Below are 21,419 nucleotides of genomic sequence, written 5' to 3'. Positions count from 1 at the left end.
TGCCCCCTGGGGCAGAAGAGCCGTGGCCCTCCACCGGAAGGGCTCTCCGGCGGGGCACCGGAGCAGTCCATTTCCGCACCAAGAAACCTGACGCTATTATGGTCACAGTCGTGGTGCGTATCAAGTCTCGCTGGTCCGATATTCGCGGTTTTCGTCGTGATTCAATCGTATTATTGAGCTGTGGACGGCCATGGCGAATTGGCGAATGGCTCTGCATGCCGCGGGTTGCTGATGCTCGGGCAGCTCCAACGCGGGGGCGTCGGGCCCATCCCGGCCCCGTAGTTGTCATAAGATACTGTGATGTAAGTATTTAAGCTTCTTCGGAGTCCTTTGGTCTCCTCGGTTGGCCGTCTCGGCCTGCATCGATCCCATTGGGCGGGGTGTACAAAGGAATGCCGTTGATGCCGGTCGAGCTGGGGAGGGCGGGCGGCATGGCGTCGCCGGGTGGCCCGGTATTGATCGAAGTCGTTGTGGGGATTAGACTAAGAGCGGCTGGATGCCGCATGCCCCATGATGGCCGACGTTGCCGAAAGCCAGGGAGGGCTGCTCGGACGGATGGGCATCTCCCCTGTTTCCTTAGCGCGGTTTGAGGGACGTCCGGGGTGTAGTCGTTAGAATGCGATGGCGACCTTCACGTACAAGGCGAAGACCAGCTCGGGTGAGACGGTCACGGGTGTGCTGACTGCCGAGAGCCAGCAGGCCGTCTACCGCATGCTCGACGACCGGGCCCTGTTTCCGATCAAGGTGACCGAAGGTTCGCAGGCGACCCGGGCGGCCATCAGCGGGCGGACCAAGAAGCTCAAGCTCCGGGCGGTGGCCACGTTCTACAATCAGCTTTCGGACCTGCTCCGAGCGGGCGTACCGGTACTCCGGTCGATTGACGTCCTGGCCAGGACGGCCTCCAATCCGTTGCTGGCCGAGATCCTCAAGGACATTCACAATGACGTGTCCGGGGGCGAGACGCTGGCCGACGCGATGGCCAAGCATCCGAACGCTTTCAACGAGCTGGCAATCGCCATGGTTCGGGCCGGCGAGCAGGGGGGGTTTCTGGAAGACGTGTTGATGCGGATTTCGGTGTTCACCGAGCGTCAGGACGAGTTGCGGAACAAGCTGGTCGGTTCGATGGTCTATCCGGCCATTCTGTTGTTTGCAGGCGCGACCGTGGTGACGTTCCTGATGACGTTTGTGGTTCCCAAGATCCGCGGGTTCCTCGACCAGGTGGAGAAGCCGTGGATTACGACGGTTCTTTTTGCCTGCTGCGACTTTCTGCGCGATCACGGGATGTATGCACTCGGCGGGCTGGCGGTAGTCGTGATCGCGCTGATTCCGGTGCTTCGCAGCGAGCAGGGTCGTTACTGGATCGACCGGGCGAAGTTGCGGATGCCGGTGATGGGCGGCATCGTGACCATGGTGGCCCTTTGCCGTTTCAGTCGCATTCTGGGAACCATGCTGCACAATGGCGTGCCCATTCTGCAGGCCCTGAAGATCTCGAAGGACTCGGCGGGCAATCGGATCCTGGCGGCTGAAATCGACAAGGCCGCGGAGAACGTGCAGCGGGGCGAGCCGCTGGCGGCGCCCTTGGGATCAAGCGGACTGTTTCCCCCGGACATCGTGGACATGATCGCGGTGGCCGAGGAGAGCAACAACCTGGAAACCGTGCTGGTTCAGATTGCGGACTCGAACGAGGCTCGGACGGCCAGGCAGATCGACCTGGGTGTGCGGCTGCTCGAGCCGCTGATGTTGATGCTCATGGCGGTCATCGTGCTGGTGATCGCGGTATCGCTGCTGGTGCCGATCCTGAGAATGAGCACTGTGCGGCATTGATGAATTGAGGATCTCTTAGCGCAAGGAGTCAGATCGATGCAGAGAACGAGAAGGATTCGCAGAGGGCGGCGTCAAGGTTTCACGCTGCTCGAGGTGTTGCTGGTCGTCGGCATCATCGCCTTGCTGGCGGCGTTCGTGGTGCCGTCGTTCATGGGCACGCAGCAGAGCGCGGAGAACGACATCGCCAAGGCGATGGTGGACGACGGCAGCCAGTTGGCCACGCAGCTCGAGCTGTTCCGGATGCACATGGGTAAGTACCCCGAGGAGCTCAAGGAACTTGTGGAGAAGCCCGAGGGCGACGACGCTAGCAAGTGGCACGGCCCGTACATCAACGACTTGGCCAAGCTCAAGGATCCCTGGGGCAAGGAGTTGAAGTACAAGTACCCGGGTGAGAACCGCACGGAAGGATACGATCTCTGGAGCACGGGCCGGGACGGCGAGGACGGCACCGACGACGACCTCTCGAACTGGAAGAAGGAGCAGCAGTCGTAGCGAGGGTTCTCATGGGGCGGCGGGCGTTTACGCTAATCGAAGTCCTGGTGGTGATCCTGCTGCTGGCGCTACTGGCCGCCATCATGTTCCCGGATCTCCAGGGCGACATGCGGCGACGGTCGCTCGTGGAGTCGTGTGATCGTCTGCGATCCCTCATCGCGATGACGCACGCCCGGGCGATGCAGGACGGTTTGCGCTACCGGATCCAGTTTCCGGGCACGCCGGATCCGAACGATCCTCAGGCTCGCAAGGACATAGATGTGCCGCTGAAGACCGACCAGCCGGAGATGCAGCGCCAGGCGGATCCGCTGGGCAACCCGGATGCCTACGAGCCTTTCGACGCTTCCTGGCGGCCCGCCCAGGTGCTTCAGCCGGGTACGCGTTGCGTGGCCGTCCTCGCGGGCAAGCCGAGCTTCGACATCTCCCCGCACAGTCCGATCGCCGGCCCACAGGTCACCGAGGGCATCACCTCGATGGTGCCGCTGACCATGAACCCGGATGGCACATGCGACTGGGTCACCTTCGTGATCACCGATCTTCCGCCGGAGACGGAGATGACCGAAGAGGCGGCTCCGCGAATTCTGAATGTGATCGTAGACGGCCGGACGGGGCAGGTATGGATCCAGCGGGCCCTGCGGGTGAGAGAAGTGGAGCTGATGAACGAGTATGGAGCCTCGCCCATTCTGCATACCGATTTTCTGGACGGCTCCGAGATCACCGAGAACAACATTCTCGAAATCCACATGGACCAGGGCGGAGTCAGCGGCGATGGTCGGCCCGCTCCGGCCGGATCCGGGCAGTGAGGTGGGCGCGATGACCGGGAACGCAGCTCTCAGACGCAAGCGGGCGGCGATGCTCCTGGAGGTCGTCGTCTCCGTCGGTCTGCTGACCTTCGGCCTGGCGGTGGTGGGCGTGCAGGTCCGCGCCGGGCTGGACGCCGCCCGGACCACAGATCGAGCCACCCGAGCCATGCTGCTGACCGACACGGTTCTGGCCGAGTTGGACGGCGGCTTCATTACCTGGACCAAGATGAGCGAGGAGGCGAAAGGTGATTTCGGCGTGACCTACCCGGGCTACACCTGGCGCCTGCAATTCGACAAGGCCGATGTTGAGGGCCTGTACATGGTCACGGTGCAGATCGGCTACAACGAAGGGCAGGTCCAGCAGCAGATCGACGATCCTGCGCTGGAGATCAGTTTCGATGACGATGGGCGGATGATCGAACGGACCGCGTACCGGCTGTATGCGGCCCCTGCGGACGTGAACATGGAGCGGGATTATGGCCTGTCGAGCCAGGACATCCAGGAGATCCTGGCGGCCAGCACGGCCGGTACCCAGGGCGGATCAGGAAGTGGTGGCGGCGGCTCGGGTGCCGGAAGCGCCGGCGGCGGCCAGGGTGGCGGGTCGTCGGGTGATGTGAGTGTCTTGGCCGATCTCGCGGACCAGGCGGGCATCGATCTGTCCAACCTTGATTTCCTCTTTGATCCGAACGGTTTTGACCCGCGAATGCTGGCCAACCTGCCGGATGAGGATTTTCAGAAGATCTCGGCCCTGCTGGACCTGCTGGCCAATGGCGGTTCGGGTCTGAAGGATCTCAAGAAGCTGCAGAACCAGTTGGGCGACGTCAACCTCAACGATTTGGCGGGGAGGGCGTCACAGAGAGGCGGCCCGAGTGCTGGTGGGCAGGGGTCCTCAAGTCGCGGCGGACAAGGGGGCTCGTCGGGGAGCGGAACCGGCGGATCTTCGGGGCCATCCCGGGGAGGTCGATAGTGGCCGACCGCAGCGCACAGGTCAAGTCGCTCCGGGGCGACGGCTTGCGACTCGCCGGGGAAAGCAACCGGCGAGCGGCGTTCAGCGGCCCGCCCCACGGCCGAGCCGGTGCTGATGCCGGGTTGTGCAGCCGCAGGGATGCGATCGGCCGGTGGAGAGGCCTGACCTTGCTTGAGGTCGTGCTCTCCATCGGTCTCACGCTTCTACTGCTCTCAGGGGTTTTCGGCTTTTACATGACTGTCCTGAGGGCCCGGGACGAGGGCACCGCAGCCACGCGCAACATCAAGCTCGATCGAGCCTTGCTCATGCAGATCGCCGCCGAGATACGGCACGCGACCGACATTGTACCCGGTGACGGGATCGGTTTCCGGGGCAACCGCCACAAGCTCACGATCGTGAAGGTGGGCATGCCGGAGCGCTACGCGTTCGACCTCCACGATCCGATGCAGGACGACCTTCCTCCCGCCCAACTCGATGTTCGTCGCATCACCTACGAGCTGCTCTGGGATCAGGAGGAGCGCAAGGACATCGAAGGCGTGCGAGTCTGCTATGGCCTGTGGCGCAGCGAGCAGAAGACGTTCGATCCCAACCCGCGATTCGTCGTCAAGCAGGAAACCAGCTCGAACGAAACGGAGCAGATCGGCAATGCTCCCGCGCCCGAAGGCGAGCTGATCGCTCCGGAAATCAAGTACCTCGAGTTCCGTTACTTCGACGGGGCCAAGTGGCAGCCGCGCTGGCAGATGACGGATGACTACGAGGGCAGCGGCAGCAGTGGTACCAGCGAAGGCGGCGACGGCGGCGGCATGCTCTCGGGCCTGGGGGACGATGAGAGCTCCGGGGAGCCCGGTGGCGGGACGAGTCCGGGGAGTAGCGGCTATGCATTGCCCCAGGCCATCAAGATCACCATCGGGCGTCTCCGTGTCCCGCCGGAGGAAGATGAACTCAACTTCCAGAAGCTCGTCAGCCAGAACTTCGAGGAGAGACGCGAGGACGAAGTGTATCACGAGGATCGCCTCACCTTGGTGGTGCCCCTCCTGCAGGCCGACCAGACCCTGCTCAGCTCGCGCAAGTACGGCGTGGCCGACAGCCTAAGCCGTCAGGAAGGAGGTTCGAAATGACCTTCCTTGTTCCAGATCATGGACTCGCGGCTCGGCGCCGAGGAATGCTGATCGTCGTGGTCCTGGCGATCATCACCGTGCTGGCCTTGCTGGGGGCGAGCTTCTCCTATTGGATGAACGCTGACCTGGCGGCAACCAAAGCGGGAAACGATCGACAGCAGGCTCATCTAGCCGCCGAATCAGGTGTGGGCCGAGTCATGTTGCTGCTTCGCAAGGATCCTTCCAACGTCGAGCAGGATCCGGTCAACATGGATAAGTGGTACAACAACCCCTTGGCCTTCCGGCGAATCCTGGTCTGGGCGCCGGATCAGATTGGGGGCTCGGAGAGCCTGGCCGACCAGGAGAAGATCGAGAACCGGGAAGCCTGGCGGTTCAGCGTGGTCGCGCACGAGCTCGAGGGCGAGGGCGACCGCACGAGGATGCGGTACGGCCTGACCGACGAGACCAGCAAGCTGAATCTGAACACGGCCACGCGCGAGCAACTTCTGATGCTCTTCACCCAGGCTCTGGCAGGCAAAAGCACGATCCAGGACAACGTCACGCCCGAAGCCCTGGCCGACGCTCTGAAGGACTGGATCGATGCAGATGACGCTTTTTCGTCACCTCAGGGTGCCGAGAGCAGCTACTACATGTCACTGGAGCCGGCTTTCCGGGCAAAGAACCGCCCGCTTGAGACGGTCGAAGAATTGTTGTCCCTCCGGTGGTTCAACGGGCGGATCGTCTACGGTGAAGACCACAACCGGAACGGCTACCTGGATCCGAACGAGGATGATGGTCCGGAAGGTCTGTTTCCACCGGACAATGGTGACGGCATGCTGGATCGCGGGTTATTGCCATATATCACGGTCTACTCCTGGGATCACAACTGGGCGAACGACAACAGGCCGAGGCTGAACATCAACCAAGTTGGACTTTCCAACCCTGAGAGGCTGCCTTCGGTATTCAGAGCGGTTCTTGATGAGGTGCCGGCCGAAGTCCTTCAGTTCATCGCCGAGATCCAGAAGATCGGTTATAAGCCTCGCTCCATTGGGGAGTTGGTAGGACTTCAGGTCTACAGCGCTAACAAGAGCAACTACACGAGCTTCTGGGCGGCGTACGACCAGGAGCGAAACGAAGCCAACCAGCTCCGGCTCATCCCCATGGAGGGGGAGGGCGGCGACGCCAATACTGATAATTCGCCTTCGGGCGGCAGCGGCGCCCAGCACGGGGGGGACAGCGATGGCAGTACTGGTGGAGGGGGGCCGGAGGGGCCGAATACAGGCGGCGGAAATCGTGGTCGGGACGTGGATACCGGGTCGCGGGATGGGGGTTCAGCGGCCGATAAAAACCCGGATGATTCGGGTGCGGATGAGGATTTGGAGGCGACCGATCCCCAGCGCAAGAACCGGACCCGTTCGCAGCAGGCGGTTCGGGACCGCGGGGCTCGGGGAGGCCGCCCGGGCGGTGGTGGTGGGCGGAACGGCGCAGCGGCCAACGACGACAATTCGACGGATGACGGTCAGGCAGACCAGGATCGTCGTGGCGGGCGCGGACAGGGCGGTGCCGGCCGGGGTGGCGACCAGGGGTCCGGGCCTGGAGCCGGCCAGGATGGTGGCCGCCGAGGTGATCGCGAAGCGGGTCGCGGTGGCGATCGGCGATTCGGCGGCGGGTCGGACCAGGGTTTAGGGGGAGGACGGCGGGCGGGTCGGGGTCGAGACGATGGACGAGGTAGCGATGCGCGACCCGGCGAAGGCCAGGACAACAATGCCGGACCGAGCGGTGGGTTCGATCGAGGTGGTCGTGTCGGGCGCGGTCCTGGCGGTCGTGGCCCCGGGGGTCGTGACGGCTCCGGCGGACGAGCGAGCGACAACCCTGACGGGCCGGACAGCCCGGACGGTCGCAGTGGCCGGGACGGGCGCAGTGGTCGGGGTGGCCGCGATGGGCAAGGCGGTCAAGCCGGCGATGGGCGGGGTGGCGACCGGCCGGCTCGGGCCGGTGATCGCGGCGGGCGGGGCGGCGGTGGGCGGGGCGGCAGCGGCACGCAGCCAGCTGGCGGGCCGACCGGCGGCGGTTCGGGGACGGCCACGCAGCCCGGCGGGGAGGACGATTCCAGCCCGAAGGCGATCAGTCCGGTGACTGCGGAAATGCTCCCGGTGCTTCTTGACCGGTTGACGGTGAGCGACATGATGGCACAGCAGGTTGGCCTGATCAACGTGGACACGGCACCCCCGGAGGTGCTGGTGTGCATTCCGGGCCTGACCGAGGAGGAGGCCTCCGCGATCGTCGCGAAGCGCTCGCAGCTCAGTGGTGAGGAGAAGAAGACACCAGCATGGTTGGTGACGAGCGGGGTGCTGCCGCCCGAGCGGTTCATGCTCATCAACAACAGCGTGACGGCCCGTTCGATTCAGTTCAGTGCGGACGTGATCGGATTCGCCGATCACACCGGCACCTATCGGCGTCTGCAGGTGGTGCTGGAGATGCAGGGGCATTTTGCCCGGTTGAAGTACTTCCGGGAGATCTCCAGTCTGGGGCGGGGGTACCCGGTCTGGAATGACCAGCAAAGCGAGGGTTTGACCTTCGATGCTCCGTGACCGCAGTATCGTGTGCATAGACTTTGACGAGCGCTCGCTGCGCATCGTAGACGCGAGCCACTCGCGGTCCAGCGTGCGGATTCGCAAGGCGGTGTACGTTCCGCTGGGTGAAGGCGTGAACCCGCGCGATCCGGGGTCGTTGGGCGAGTTTCTCAAGCGGGCCCTGGCCGAGCATCGTATCCGCACGCGCCGGGCGATCGTGGATGTTCCGCGCCAGGATGCGGTGTTCAACCTGATCTCGCTGCCGAAGGGAAGCCTGGAAGAGATGACCATGATGGTCCACGTCCAGGCAGGCAAGGAGTTGCCGTTCCCGAAGGACCAGGCGGTGGTTGATTTCGCCCTGGCCGGGGGCGAGGGCGCGGGTGGCGGCGGGATGTGCGACGTCTGGCTGGCGGCGATCCGGATCGCGGTGGTGGACCGCTATCGGCAGGTCATCACCGGGGCCGGGCTCAAGCTCGAGCGCATCGGTCTTCGCCCTTATGCCAACCTTGCGGCCCTGACGCCCGAGCAGGTGGCCGAAGGGCGGACGCTGATGGTCGACGTCGGGGCGGCGATGACTGAGATCAACGTGATCCAGCAAGGGCGGCTGGTGTACTCCCGGGCGGCTTCGGTGTCGATTCCACCGGGCGGGCTGAGCGAGAAAGGGGGGCGGCCGGCGTCGGAAGAAGCCGGGGCATCGAGCGACGAGGGCTTTGCCCGACCGGCGCCGATGGAAGCCCTGATCATTGAGGTGAACCGGACGGTTCAGGCGTACCGGGCTTCCGACCCGGGGGCGACGATCGACCGGATCGTGCTGGCGGGAACCGAGGGCATCGACGCGCGCGTGGCGGCCCGGTTCGAGGAGCAATTCGGGGCCCCGGCCACGATCTATGAGCCTCCGCCCGGGCTCAGGTGGCGAAGGGAGAAGGGCGTGAGCGCAGCGCCCTTCAGTGCGGCGATCGGACTGGCTCAGGGAAGCATATCCCAGGAGATGCAGTTTTTTGATTTCATCCATCCCAAGGAGCCGGAAGCGGCGCAGCGTGTTCGCCGGCGGAAGAGACCTCTGGTCGTCGTGACCGCGGCCCTGTTTGTCGCCGCGGCGGGCGTGCTGGCCTACAACCCGATCAGGGAAAGAAAGGCGGAGATTGCGGCGCTGGAGGCCCGGAAGAAATACGAGAACACCGACCGAGAGGCGCGCCAGCAGCTGGAGAAACTGGTCAAGGACGTGGATGGCTGGCAGAGCCAGAATCTCGTCTGGATCGACCGGCTCAATGCTTTGTCCGAGGTCTTTCCATCCAACAAGGAAGCCTACATCACCCGGCTGGAGTGCAGCGAGAAAGGCGAGGCCAGGATCGAGCTGGCCACCAAGAACGACAAGGTCGGAACACGGCTGATCGAGGCGCTCACGGCGATGCGCGACAAGGACAAGAAGCTGGTCTGGGGTGGGGCACTGCCCGGCCGAGGCAACGCATCGACGGTATCGGAGTACCCGTTCAAGGACCAGGTGACGGTGTTGATCGGTCAGAAGCCTGCGCCGGCGAAGAAGAAGTGACATGAACTCTCGCGAACGACTGATGATCGGGCTTCTGCTGGCGGCCATGGCGGTGTTCCTTGGCCGGACGGGTGTGGTTCTATACCGGAACTCCCTCCGAGGTTACGACGCCAAGATCAAGTCCCTGAAGAAGGATCTGGCCACGATCAAGTCAGAGCAGGTTCGGGCGGTCGTCAATACCGATCGCTGGCGTCGGGAGATCGGGCCAAGCACGTTATCGATGGACCCGAACGAGGCGATGACGCGGCTGCGCGAGGAGCTCTACGAGCAGACGCAGCAAGCCCGGCTCCAGGATGTGCAGATCAGTCTGCACCAGGTCCGATCTTATCAGAAGAACGGCATTCGCCGCCTGCCGGCCACCGTGACGGCAACCGCCAAGCTGAACGAGGTGGTCGCCTTCTTGTTCAACCTGTATCGCCAGCCGTACCAGGTGCGGTGCACAGGTCTGACGCTGGGTCAGGCGATTCGGCTGACCGGCAAGGAGGACAAACGAAAAGAGGAGGCCGCCCAGGGCTTGCTGAAGATGACCGCGCAGTTGGAGACGCTGATTCTCCCGCCCAGCCAGTTGGCTCCAGCGGTGGAGAAGGCGGGGCTCGATGAGGGCAAGCGCCAGGAGGTTGGGCGGACCAAGCTGGCCAAGCTGGACGACTATAAACCCTTGTTGGCCAAGAAGATGTTTCAGCCTTACCGGCCGGAACAGTTCGCCATCAGCGTGTCGGCCCAGCCTCCGAACGCCGGCGTGGTCGGCCTGGTACCACCGATGCCAAGGTACCCGGAGGGCAGTTCAGTCAGTGTGAACGTGACCCCACACCCCGGCTTCAAGTTCGAGCGCTGGGAAGGCGACCTGATCGGTTCGATGCTTCCCGGGCAGCTCAAGGTGGACGCGAACAAGACGATCCGAGCGATCTTCAGCGGCAGCCCGGCGACTCAGCCGGTGGTGGTCCAGCAGCCGCCCGTGCCGACCGCTCCTCCCAAGGACGCTCAGATGGTTCTGGGGCGGGTCCTGAGTTCGCCACGCGGGCAGTTGGTCGTGCTCGAGAATCCGCGGCCGCAGCCCAATGCACCCAAGGTGGGAGAAGATCAGTACAAGGAAGTGGGGGAAGAAGTCTACGGCGGTACGCTGGTTTACGTTCATCCCAAGGGAGCCGTCACCGAAAGCGCCGACGGTCGGCGGCACTTCCACGAACTCGGCAAGGCCCTGAAGGACTGCCAGGATCTGACGGAAGACACCCAGCCACTCATTTACCACGAGGTCATGAAACTGGCGGAGCAGGCTTCGGGTATAAAGCCAAGCCCCAGTTAAGAGGGCGTGATTGGAGGTCACGGACCAATGGCAAACAAGCGAACGACGACGATGCAGGTCAGCCGGCGAATGCCGGTGGTTCTGCCATTGACGATATGGGCGGCGGCCGGCCTGTGGATGGGCGTCAGCCTGGCCTGGCGCGTTGAAGTTGCGGCTCAGAATCCGACCACGGCACCTGCCGAGCAGGAGGCGGCGCCGCCCGAGAAGACCGAGGCCGAGCTACTGAAAGAGATTGACGAGGCGATGGCCGATCCAGAGTTCGTTCGTCAGCATGCCCAGGAGGAGCGTGAGCAGGCTCAGGAGGAGCTCCGACAGGCCGAGCTGGAGCGTCGGCAGGCGGAAGAGCAGCAGCGTCGGCAGTCGGATCAACGGTATCGTAGTGGCCCCCGCGTGCGTCCGGTGACCCCACCTCCGGTGAATCCCATCACCGCCAGCCGTCCGTCCGGCATGCCTCCCGCGACACAACCTTCGATCCGTCGTGCTCCCCGAGTCCGCCCCGAGCCGGTGAACAGCCCGGTGAAACCGGCGGTGCCTCCGCCCGATGAAGGGCCAACCCCTGAGGGTATGCGGCTGGATGCCCGGCAGTTACCGACCGTCGACCAGAATGAGCTGGATGCCCTGGAGAACGAAATCAAGGCGAACCCGCCGACGACTCAGCCGGGCGTACCGGGCCAGGGTCGAAGCGTCCAGCCGGGCGGCCCCGGTGGCCGGGCGGTCCAACCCGGCGTTCAGCCGGGGCATTCGACCACATCTTCACCGGCCGGTGGTCACACGGGTCCCGGGACAACGGGCACGACGTTTCGCGGACCGTCGAGCCGGCCGGCAGGGGTGCCGGCGACGCCGGGCGCGAGTTCGACGACTCCGGGCGTTCATGCTCCGGTGACCGGTGTTCCGGGATCGCAGCCGGCGAGCGCCATTGGAGGCGTGCCCGGTCCGACATCGAACGCGCCCAAGGACGCGACGATCCCGCGCCACCCGCAGACCGGGGCGCCGAACCTGGCCGCGGAACTGAAGAAACAGACGGGCTGGTGGACGCTTCCCTACAACGAGAGGCCGTACTTCTTCGCCTGGAAGAACGCCTCGTTCGAGGACATGTGCCGGGATCTGCAGACCATGACCGGTCTCAGCATGCTCGGGCAGGGCTCCTTGGACGTGAAGGCTCCCAAGCCGATCACGTTTGAGAGCGTCAAGATCATGAAGTACGACGAGGCCCTGCTGCAGTTCAACCAGATCATCTTCGATCTGGACGCCTGGGTGATTCAGCGGGACAGCTATCTGGAGATTCGTCGGCTGACCGAGTGGTATCGGCACATTCCGCCGAAGCGGATCTATCGGACGGAGAAGGAGTACGAGGCGGCCAAGCTCCCGGACTGGGAGATGGCCTCGGTCTCCTACGAGCCGAAGCAGCAGCCGGCCCAGATGCTGGCCGAACGTGCGGTGGACCTGGTGCCGGTGAACGCGGCTCGGGCGACGACGGTTCCGAATTCGAACGCCATCGAACTCAAGGGGTTTGTGTATTTCTTGAACCAGCAGCTGGAGTATCTGCACCTCATCGATGTGGATACCGAAGGCGACGGGCGAGAACTCCGCGTCTACTCGCTGAAATACGCCTCCTCGCAGGACGCGGCCCAGGATCTGCGGCAGATTCTGCCGCCGACCGAGGGAGGCGTCTCGATCACCAATGCGCCCACTCCGGCGGGCGGCGGGCGGCGGGGCGGCCCCCCGGGGGCGCCCCCCCCGGCACCCGCGCCGGCCCCGGTGGTCGCGGTCTCCAGTGCCGACATGGTGGATATCAACGAAGACAGCCGGCTGAACCGGCTGCTCATTCGGGCGACTCCATCCAAGCACAAGCTGGTGGCGGAGTACCTGGAGAAGTTTATTGACCTGCCTCTGGAGAAGATCGGCCAGCTGGAAGTCATCAAGCTCGAGCACACTTCGCCGACCAAGCTGGCGGAGATGATCCGTCCGATGCTCGGCGAGCAGAAGATCATCGAGGTACCGCAGCCCGTGGCCCAGCCGGGTCAGCCCCCACCGCCTCGGCAGCCGCCACGGGTCATCAACGTGGGCACCACCGCGGTGCTGACGCCGCTGGAGCAGAGCCGGTCGATTCTGGTCAAGGCCAAGTCGGACGAAATGGTCCGAGTCAAGGAGTTCATCGAGCTCCTGGATGTGCCCGCCGACGAAGAGGCGTACCAGTATATCGTTCTCAAGCATGGCAGCGCGTCCAACATCGCGGGGATCCTGAGCACGACCTTCTCGTCGCGAGGTTCATCCGGCGGACGGGCCTACGGCGGGGGCGGCAGCCAGGATGCCGACTTCCGAGCGATTCCGGATGTGGCCAACGACCGAGCCCTCATCCTGATGGGCAACAAGAAGGACCTCGACGATGCCGTGAAGCTGATTGCCAAGCTGGACGTGGATCCGGAAGCGGGCGCGGTTGAGCATCTGGTGCGTCTCAAGCACGCGACACCGACGGACATGGCCATGACGCTGATGAGCCGCTTCGGCGAGAAGAGCGGCGGGGGCGGCGGCTACAGCGGGTACGGCTACAGCGGCCGCGGCTACCGCGGGGGGGGGATGAGTTCGGGCGAGGGTGGTCTTCCCAAGTTCATCTCGGACGACAGCTCCAAGACGTTGATCGTGGTCAGCACCCCGGAGATGTGGACGGACATCGAGCGGGTGATGAAGGAACTCGACACCAGCGCCGATGTGGACAAGACCACGAAGCTGTATAAGCTGAAGCACGCGGGGGCAGGCAACGTGTCCCAGATCCTGACCGAGTCGTTCGGCGGGGGCGGCGGACGTTCGCGGTGGGGCATGGGCTACGGCGGTGGGGAATCGGCGGACGCCAAGTTCCGCTTCGATCCACAGACCAACGTGGTGATCGTCTCGGCGAATGACGAGATTCACGAGAAGGTCGCCGCACTCATCCTGCAGCTGGACCAGCCCAGCGCCGCTGACCAAGCCGAGCTGCGGGTGATCCAGCTCAAGACGGCCGAGGCCGCTTATGTGATCGAGAAGCTGGAGGGTCTGTTCCCGGAGAGCGGCGGCGGGCGCCGCGGCGGGCGCCGCGGGGGATTCGGCGATTTCGGCATGTACAGCATGGGCATGGGCGACAGCGCTCCGAAAGTGCCGATCTCGCTGGTGGCCGAGCCGGTGAGCAACCGCATCCTGATCACCAGTTCGGAGGAGGATTTCAAGAAGGCGGAGAAATACGCCAAGGAGATCGACGACCTGTACGCGGCCCAGGAGTTCGTGCGCAAGACGTTCGTTCTGCAGCACGCGGAGGCCGAGGAAGTCCGCAGCGCGATCGAAACGATGTTCACCTCGGGCGGCGGCGGCGACCGTCGGCGATGGTGGGACTCCTCGTCCTCCTCGTCGACGCCCGGCAGCATCAAGATGACCGAGGTCGGCAACGGGCTGGTGGTCAGCGCGCCGCAGGACAAGATGGCGGAGATCGAGAAGTTCATCGCCCTGCTGGACACCAATCCGAGCGGCAAGAACGAGATCCGCAGCTACAAGGTCGAGAGCTCCGACTATCAGGGCACATCGGAAATCGCCCGGAACCTCGAGCAGCTGTACTCGGTGGGGACGAGGGGTGACGGATGGGGGCGGCGAGGATCGAGGGACGGCGTCAAGTTCATCGGCAGCTACAACAGCGACATTCTGATGGTCTCGGCCCCGCCGGAGAAGATCGCGGAGATCGATCCGATCGTCCAGCAGATGATCAAGCAGAGCGGGCCGGACACCTCGATGGTGATCCGCCACTATGACCTGAAGGACGCCCGGCCCGACGACATCGCGGAGATGCTCGAGCCGATCCTGCAGGCCAAGTTCCAGGAGCTGAAGGAGAAGAGCGGCGGGCGGCGCGGCGGCGGGTGGTACGGCGGCTTCGGCGGCATGTCCGACGGGCCCCGGGTCAACGCCCACCGGACCGGTCGGCGGATCATGGTGTCCGCGCCGGAGAGCCTGTTGCCGCTGGTCGACGAACTGCTGAAGGAGTTCGACAGGCCAGCCGAGCCGTCCACGATGCGGATGATCACGCTCAAGACGGCCAGGGCGGAGGAGATCGCCGAGATCGTCGAGGAGCAGGTCAACAAGTCAAGCGGCGGCGGTTCGCGCTGGGGCGGGCGTCGCGGACGAGATGGCTGGCGGGGTGAGTGGTCACCCTGGGGCGGCGGGATGATGAGTCGGAGCAGCGGCTCGAGCGATGCCGAGCAGCTTTCCGCGACGCCGGTCGAGTCGAGCAACATGATCATTCTGCGTGGGCCCAATGACAAGGTGGCCGAGGGGGAGCGGTTGGTGCTGAGCCTTGATGCCCAGGCCAAGCCCGAAGGGCCGGTTCTGCGCGTCTTCGCCCTCCAGTATGCGGACCTGTACGAAGTGGTCAGCGCTCTCGAGGACATCGCCGGGGCCAGCGAGGCGGGCGGCAGCGGCTACAGCAGCAGTGATTACGACTACTCCTCGGTCGGCTACGGAGGGTCGGGGAGCAGACGGAGATCGCGCGGCTCGACGCCGGTGGTCATTCAGACGGAGTACGCCAGTAAGCGAATCATCGTCTCGGCACCGCAGGACAAGTTCCCGCTGATCGAAGAGATCATCAAGATGAAGGAGGATCTGGCCAAGCCGGCCGAGGATACCCACACCAGCCGCATGGGTGCCGTGGTGACCAGCCGCAAGGGCAACATCACCAAGGTATACGATGTCGAGGGTTCGGCGGAGACCATCGCCAAGTATCTCGATCGCGTGCTCATCGATCTGATCGGCTATTCGGATTCGCCATACGTGAAGAGCTTCCCGATCGCCAACCAGGTGATCGTGGAAGGCAAGCCGCAACACTTCACGCTGGTTGAGGAGTGGCTGGTCCGGCTGCAGAAGCAGAATATCCGAGCCCCGGTCACCATGTCGGTCAAGCAGGTTCCCAAAGGGACCAACGTGGCCCGCATGGTGGAGATGATGCAGCAGGCGGCCCCGGCAGAGATGCAGAACAAGTTCAAGGTGTCGGCGATTCCGAAGGCGGCCGGACGGAAGAACCCGCTCGACATGCTGAACGAGATCAACTACACCGATCCGATTGTGGAACCCGACTATCGTTCGACGACTCAGCCCGCGGCGCCGGTGGGCGTACCGGGCGTCAGAACGACGTCGCTGAACAACGCACCTGTGGTTGCCCCGAGCTCCGAACTGCGCCCCCTGACGGATGCCATTGCCCGATTCGCTTGGGCGGGGGCGGTGAAGATCACCGTGGCTGAGCCAGCGGCCCAACCGACCACGGCCGCAAGTTCGCAACCCGCGGCTACTCCCGCTCCAGCGACTCGGCCTGCGGCGGCGCCTGCACCGGCACCGAAGCCGGCGGCAACCGCCCCGGCCCCACAACCGGCCGCCCCCGGCTCTCAGCCGGTGGCGGCATCTCCGGCGACTCAGCCGGCGGCAGCTGCTCCGGCCCCGGTGGCGCCCGCGCCCGTGACCGCCGCTCCTGCTCCGCAGCCTGCAGCGTCCGTCCCACAACCTGTGACTGCACCTCCGCCCCCGGTACCGGCACCGACGCCGGTTACACCCGCTCCCGCGGCACCCGCCGCTGAAGACCACGGGAAGACACCTCGTGGCTCGCAGGGTGTCGAAGCGCGATCGCCGTCGCCCGCTCCGGATCCCGCCGCCAACGCCCCCGCGGAGTCGGAGATGTCCGCGGAGGAGCGCACCAAGATCGAGATCGGACGGGCGGCCGCGGAGGCCTACCAGACTGGGAATGTGCAGGTCAAGTACGACGAGGAGTCGGGTTTGATCTACTTCTTGGGCGATCCATCCGCAGTCCAGGAGCTCCAGGATACGCTGGACAGGATCATCGAGAACTTCGAGGAGCTGCAGGAGGCTCCAAGCGATGTACGCGTGTTCCGGCTCAGGTATCTGGACGTGAGCATCGCGGCCACGATCCTGGAGCAGATGTTCAACGACAAGCAGCCGGCGCAGCCCAAGAAGGCCGCGCAGCCGGATGCCAGAAAGCCGCAAGCTGGCGGGGCCAAGGACAAGAAGGAAGAAGAGGACGAAGAAGGCGGCGGCAAGCGCCGGCGCGACGAAGAGCAGGCCCGCAAGGAGGCCGAGCAGGCTCAGGCCGCGCCCGGCGGACAACGGATTCGCATTTTCCCCAACCCGCGCGATCAGACCCTGATTGTCCGCGCGGCCAAGGAGGATTTCCAGCCGGTGGCCGAACTGCTGCTCAAGATCGACCGGCCGAGCGACAAGCCGCCGGTGGACATCAAGATCTTCCAGCTCAAGAAGTTGAATGCCTATGAAGTCGAGCAGGCGATCAAGGCGATTCTCAAGATCGAGGATACCCGGACGAGAACCCTGCGCACGCGGCCCAGCATGATGCGCCCCGGGATGCCGGGCATGATGGGCAACGCCGATGCGTTGATCGAACAGCTCGAGCAGGAGATGCTCGAGATGCAGGCCTCCGGCATGCTGGGTGGCGACGCGGCCACGCCCGGCGCCGAGGGGGACGTCAAGGGCAAGCTGAAGCTGAATCCGGCCAAGGAAATCACGATCACCTCGGACGGGACGACCAACAGCATCATCGTTTCCGCTCCGCAGGACGGCATGAAGCTGGTGGAGAAGCTGATCGACAACCTCGAGGCTCAGGACATCCCGTCGCAGATCAAGACCTTCCCACTGAAGTATGGTGACGCGGAGAAGGTGGCGACGGAACTGCAGCGGATCTTCCGGACCGACAGCGGCGGTGGAGGTGGCGGCGGTCGTATGGGGGCCGGCGGAGGGGAAGTCATTCGCCCTTCGCGGATGGGCGCGGTCACCGTGGCCGCCGACGCGCGGACCAACACCCTGGTCGTTCGGGCTCTCCTGCCAGACATGGAGAAGGTGGAGCCGATTATCACCAAGCTGGACGTCGCCCCGGACAAGGGTCAGGCCCAGATCTACACTCTGGAGCACGCCGACGCGACGACGACCGCGGAGACGCTGCGCGCGGTTCATGTGGATGATCCCAAGGCGACGGGTTCGCTGGCGATTCGGATCACGCCGAACTCGGAGACCAACAGCATCGTGGTGTGGGCACCGGACGCTCAGCAGAAACTGATCGCGGAGCAGATCAAGCAGCTGGATGACGAGGTGGGGCAGGACGTCAAGCCGCACCAGATCCAGCTCAAAGTGGCCAATGCCTCGACCGTGGCGGACAAGCTCAAGGAGATCTTCCTGGGCAGCAGGACCGGCACGGGCGGGGCTCGCGGCAAGGGCGGCAAGCAGAGGGTCACGATCGTGGGTGAGGACAGCAGCAAGATGCTGTTTGTCAGTGCCCCGGCCGCGGTCTTCGACGAAATCAAGGGCCTGGCCGAGACCATGGACAAGACCACGACGAGCGACATCCAGGTCTTCAAGCTGAAGCATGCAACCGCTCAGGAGGTTCTGTCGCGGTTCAAGGAGATGATGATTCAGGTCACTCGCTCGGGCGGTGGGGCGATTGCCTCCGATGTGTATGCCGTGACCGCCGACGAGCGGACCAACTCGCTGATCGTGGCGGGCACGCCCGCGACCTTCCTGGCCGTGACCAAGGTGCTGGCCGACCTGGACGCGCCTCCGCCGGATGTGACCACGGTGACGACCCAGATGTTCACCCTGGTCAGGGGCCAGGCCACCTCGGTGGCGGCGACGATCAATGCCTTGCACTCCGGGAAGCAGTTTGTTCACGGCATGCTGCCACCCAAGGCCGCTGCGGAGGCCAGCGCCAACGTCGTCTACGTGACCGGCACCAGAGCTCAGATCGACGAGATCAAGAACAAGATCATCGACCCGTTGGAGGGAGCGATTCCGCAGCCGCCGGCTGCGATCACGGTCAATGACTACCAGATCCCGCTGAAGTTCGCCAACGCGGATGAGGTGGCGGAGACTCTGGACAAGATGTTCCAGAAGCGGTTTACGGCCCTGACGAAGTCCGGGGCTACTATCGCACCGGCGGAGATGACGGTCTCGATCACCCCCGAGCCGTCCACCAAGCGGCTGCTGGTGACGTGCAGTGCGAACAACAAGAAGGCGATCGACGACTTGCTGGTTAGCCTGGACGTGGAAGGTGCGACGCCGAGAGGCCAGCAGACCAGGGTGATTCCGGTCAAGTTCGCCGACCTCGGCTACACCGTGCAGGCGCTGACCCAGGTTTTCGCCAAGACGGGGAGCCGGGTGCCGGCCAACGAACAGGTGACCATCGCGGCGGAATACGGCACGCAGGCGATCGTGGTGAAGGCCCCGGCCGACGAGATGGAGCAAATCACCAAGCTGCTCAGCCAGATTGACAATCCGGATGCCAACAAGATCACCGCCCCGGTGACAATTCACCTGGCCAACGCCAAGGCTTCTGATCTGGCCCGAACGCTGACCGAGATGATCAGCCGGACGATGCGACGGGACCGGGTGACAGGCACGTATCCGGTGTCGGTCACGGCCGACGATCAGTCGAACACCTTATTGCTGACCGCCAACAGCGCCAAGGATATGGACGAGATCCGGGCCATGGTGAGCAATCTCGACAGCCAGCCGGCCGCGGCGATCGAGCGGGTGGTGAAGTCCTATCCATTGCGCTACGCCGACCTCCAGTCGACAACGACCGCGATCACGGCGCGGTACCAGGACAACGCCAAGCGCCCGATCCACGATCAGGTGAGTCTGACCCCGGATTACGTCAATATGGCTCTCCTGGTCACGGCGTCGCCCCAGAACCACGAGAAAGTCGCGGCGATCATCAAGGAACTGGACATCAGCAATCTGGATCGTGTGGTGATCCCCAAGACCGTCGTTCTCAAGCACGCCAAGGCCTCGGACGTCGCGACGACGATGAACGCGATGATCCAGCGGAGCAAGAAGCGTGATCAGAAGACCGGTCTGTACCCGATCACGGCAGCCGCCAATGACGCCTCCAATACGCTGGTGATCACGGCCAACGAAATGGACATGAAAGAGGCGGAGGCCCTGATCGCCCAGCTCGATATCGAGCCGCCGATGGACAAGGACCGCACCGTCAAACCGTACCCTTTGCAGTATGCGGAACTGCAATCGGTGGTCACGGCGATCACCGCCCGGTTCTCGAACAACGCCAACCGGCCGATCCAGGATCAGGTGACCTTCACGGCGGACGCCACCAACAACGCCCTCCTGGTCACTGCCTCCTCAGAGAACCACGAGCGGGTCTCCAAGATCGTGGCGGAACTGGACACGGCGGAGATCAAGGGGTCCCGGCTGACCGCTCCGGAAACGGTGATGATCAAGAACGTGCTTCCTTCGGAGCTGGCCAAGACCCTGGACAAGATGATCAGGGCGAGCATGAAGGTCGACAGGCGAACGGGCACCTATCCGGTGACCGTGTCGTCGAACGATGCCTCCGGCGCTTTGCTCGTGACCGCCAACAACGACGAATCCATGAAGGAGATCAAGGCCCTGATCGCCCAGCTGGACATTCCCCAGGTAGGCGAGACTCAACGGTCGATCAAAACCTATCCGATCCAGTATGTCGACCTGACCGCCATGCAGAAGGTGATCGACGCCCGATTCGAGGCCAACAAGACGCTCGGCCAGCGCGATCAGGTGGTGACCTCGGTCGAGCCGGCGACCAGCACGCTGGTGGTCACGGCCTCGGCGGAGAACCACGAGAAGATCGCCGCCCTGATCAAGGAGATGGATGTGTCCGGAACCGGTGTTCCCCAGCAGGAAATCCTCCGGTTGAAGAACGCCCGGGCGGCGGACCTGTACCCGGTGCTGCAGGCGACCTACCGGACCAAGGGCCGGGCGGGCCAGCAGCCACCGGCCTTCGGGGCGGACACCAACAGCAACTCGATCGTGGTCTCGGCCAACAAGCAGGATATGGCCGCGATCAAGGAACTGGTGGCCGAACTGGACAAACCGGTGGACGAGGCCAATGTCGAGGAGCTGCGGGTCATTGTCCTGGAGTTCATCGACGCGGCGGAGACTCAGAAGATCATGTCCGAGTACCTGCGGAAGCCGGGCACGACCGCTGGCCGCGGGAGCGAGGATCTGGTCGGCGGTGTTCGTATCCAGGCGTCACCCCTGATGAACGCCCTGGTGGTGAGCGGCTCGGCGTCGTCCATCGATCGCATTCAGAAGGTCGTTCAGAACATGGACAAGGAGATGCCCGGTGCGGGAACGGCGCCGAAGATCATCCCGATCAAGAACGGCTCGGCCGCCCAGCTGGCGACCACCCTGAGCCGCATGTTCACCGAGCCGGCGGAGAAAAACCGCACCCGAACGAGCGGTACGGATACCATTCCGCTGATCATGGCCGACGACGGGACCAACTCGCTCGTTGTCAGGGCTCGCACCGTTGATTACAAGATGATCGAAGAGATGGCCGAGAAACTCGACACCAAGACCGAGATGAGCGGCATGGAGGTCGTGCAACTGCCGCGCGGGATGAACGCTCGGCAGCTGGCCTCCGAAATCGAGAAGACGGTGAACACCGGCGAGCAGGCCAAGCAGCGACAGCAGCCGGGCTACAAGCCGGGCCAGATTGCCATCGGCGTCGACGAGCGCGTGCCGGCGCTGATGGTGGCCGGTACGCCCAGCCTGTTCCCGACGGTGAAGCAGCTGGTGGACAAGCTGCAGGAGATGAAGCCGACGAGCGGCATGAGCGCCCGCGTGGTGCGGCCGGTCAACATCGCTCCCCAGGATATGAAGAAGGTACTGGATCAGCTGATCGAGCAGCAGCGGAGCGGCGGGCAGAAGACCGGCTATGGGCGGTAGGGCTTCTGCCGCGAGGGAGAGCAGGTCCGCTGTGTCCCCCTGGAAAGGGGGAGTGGTCG

Annotated in this window: 9 protein-coding genes; all 9 read left to right on the top strand. The window is 64.3% G+C overall.

The features are described 5' to 3' along the window. Positions 1-621 precede the first annotated feature (621 nt). The 9 genes from KA354_09090 to KA354_09050 are packed head-to-tail and all read left to right on the top strand — an operon-like array spanning position 622 to position 21,360. Positions 622-1,824, top strand: coding sequence for a type II secretion system F family protein (locus KA354_09090; GenBank protein MBP7934787.1), 1,203 nt, complete (start codon positions 622-624; stop codon positions 1,822-1,824). Positions 1,825-1,860: 36 nt separating this feature from the next. Continuing rightward, a complete protein-coding gene (gspG, locus tag KA354_09085) occupies positions 1,861-2,316 on the top strand; it encodes a type II secretion system major pseudopilin GspG (GenBank protein MBP7934786.1) in 456 nt (151 codons plus the stop codon). Between the two features lie 11 nt (positions 2,317-2,327). Then, a complete protein-coding gene (locus KA354_09080) occupies positions 2,328-3,119 on the top strand; it encodes a prepilin-type N-terminal cleavage/methylation domain-containing protein (protein MBP7934785.1) in 792 nt (263 codons plus the stop codon). 10 nt (positions 3,120-3,129) lie between these two features. Continuing rightward, on the top strand, positions 3,130-4,086 hold the full coding sequence (locus tag KA354_09075; GenBank protein ID MBP7934784.1) for a hypothetical protein: 957 nt from the start codon (positions 3,130-3,132) through the stop codon (positions 4,084-4,086). Beyond that, entirely contained in the window at positions 4,086-5,204 is a 1,119-nt protein-coding gene (locus KA354_09070; GenBank protein ID MBP7934783.1) for a hypothetical protein, read from the top strand. The genes KA354_09075 and KA354_09070 overlap by 1 nt, the downstream gene beginning before the upstream one ends. Then, positions 5,201-7,774, top strand: a complete 2,574-nt coding sequence (locus tag KA354_09065) for a general secretion pathway protein GspK (GenBank protein MBP7934782.1) — start codon at positions 5,201-5,203, stop codon at positions 7,772-7,774. Before KA354_09070 ends, KA354_09065 begins: the two co-directional genes overlap by 4 nt. After that, the gene (gene pilM, locus KA354_09060; GenBank protein ID MBP7934781.1) at positions 7,764-9,305 is read left to right on the top strand and encodes a pilus assembly protein PilM; all 1,542 of its coding nucleotides are present in this window, start codon (positions 7,764-7,766) and stop codon (positions 9,303-9,305) included. The genes KA354_09065 and pilM overlap by 11 nt, the downstream gene beginning before the upstream one ends. 1 nt (position 9,306) lies before the next feature. Then, positions 9,307-10,608: a hypothetical protein gene (locus KA354_09055; GenBank protein MBP7934780.1), complete on the top strand. Its 1,302-nt coding sequence runs from the start codon at positions 9,307-9,309 to the stop codon at positions 10,606-10,608. A gap of 27 nt (positions 10,609-10,635) precedes the next feature. Beyond that, a complete protein-coding gene (locus KA354_09050) occupies positions 10,636-21,360 on the top strand; it encodes a hypothetical protein (protein ID MBP7934779.1) in 10,725 nt (3,574 codons plus the stop codon). The last annotated feature ends 59 nt before the right edge of the window (positions 21,361-21,419 follow it).

This window comes from Phycisphaerae bacterium, assembly GCA_018003015.1.
Lineage (GTDB): Bacteria > Planctomycetota > Phycisphaerae > UBA1845 > PWPN01 > JAGNEZ01.
This window is presented reverse-complemented; position numbering and strand designations above follow the sequence as displayed.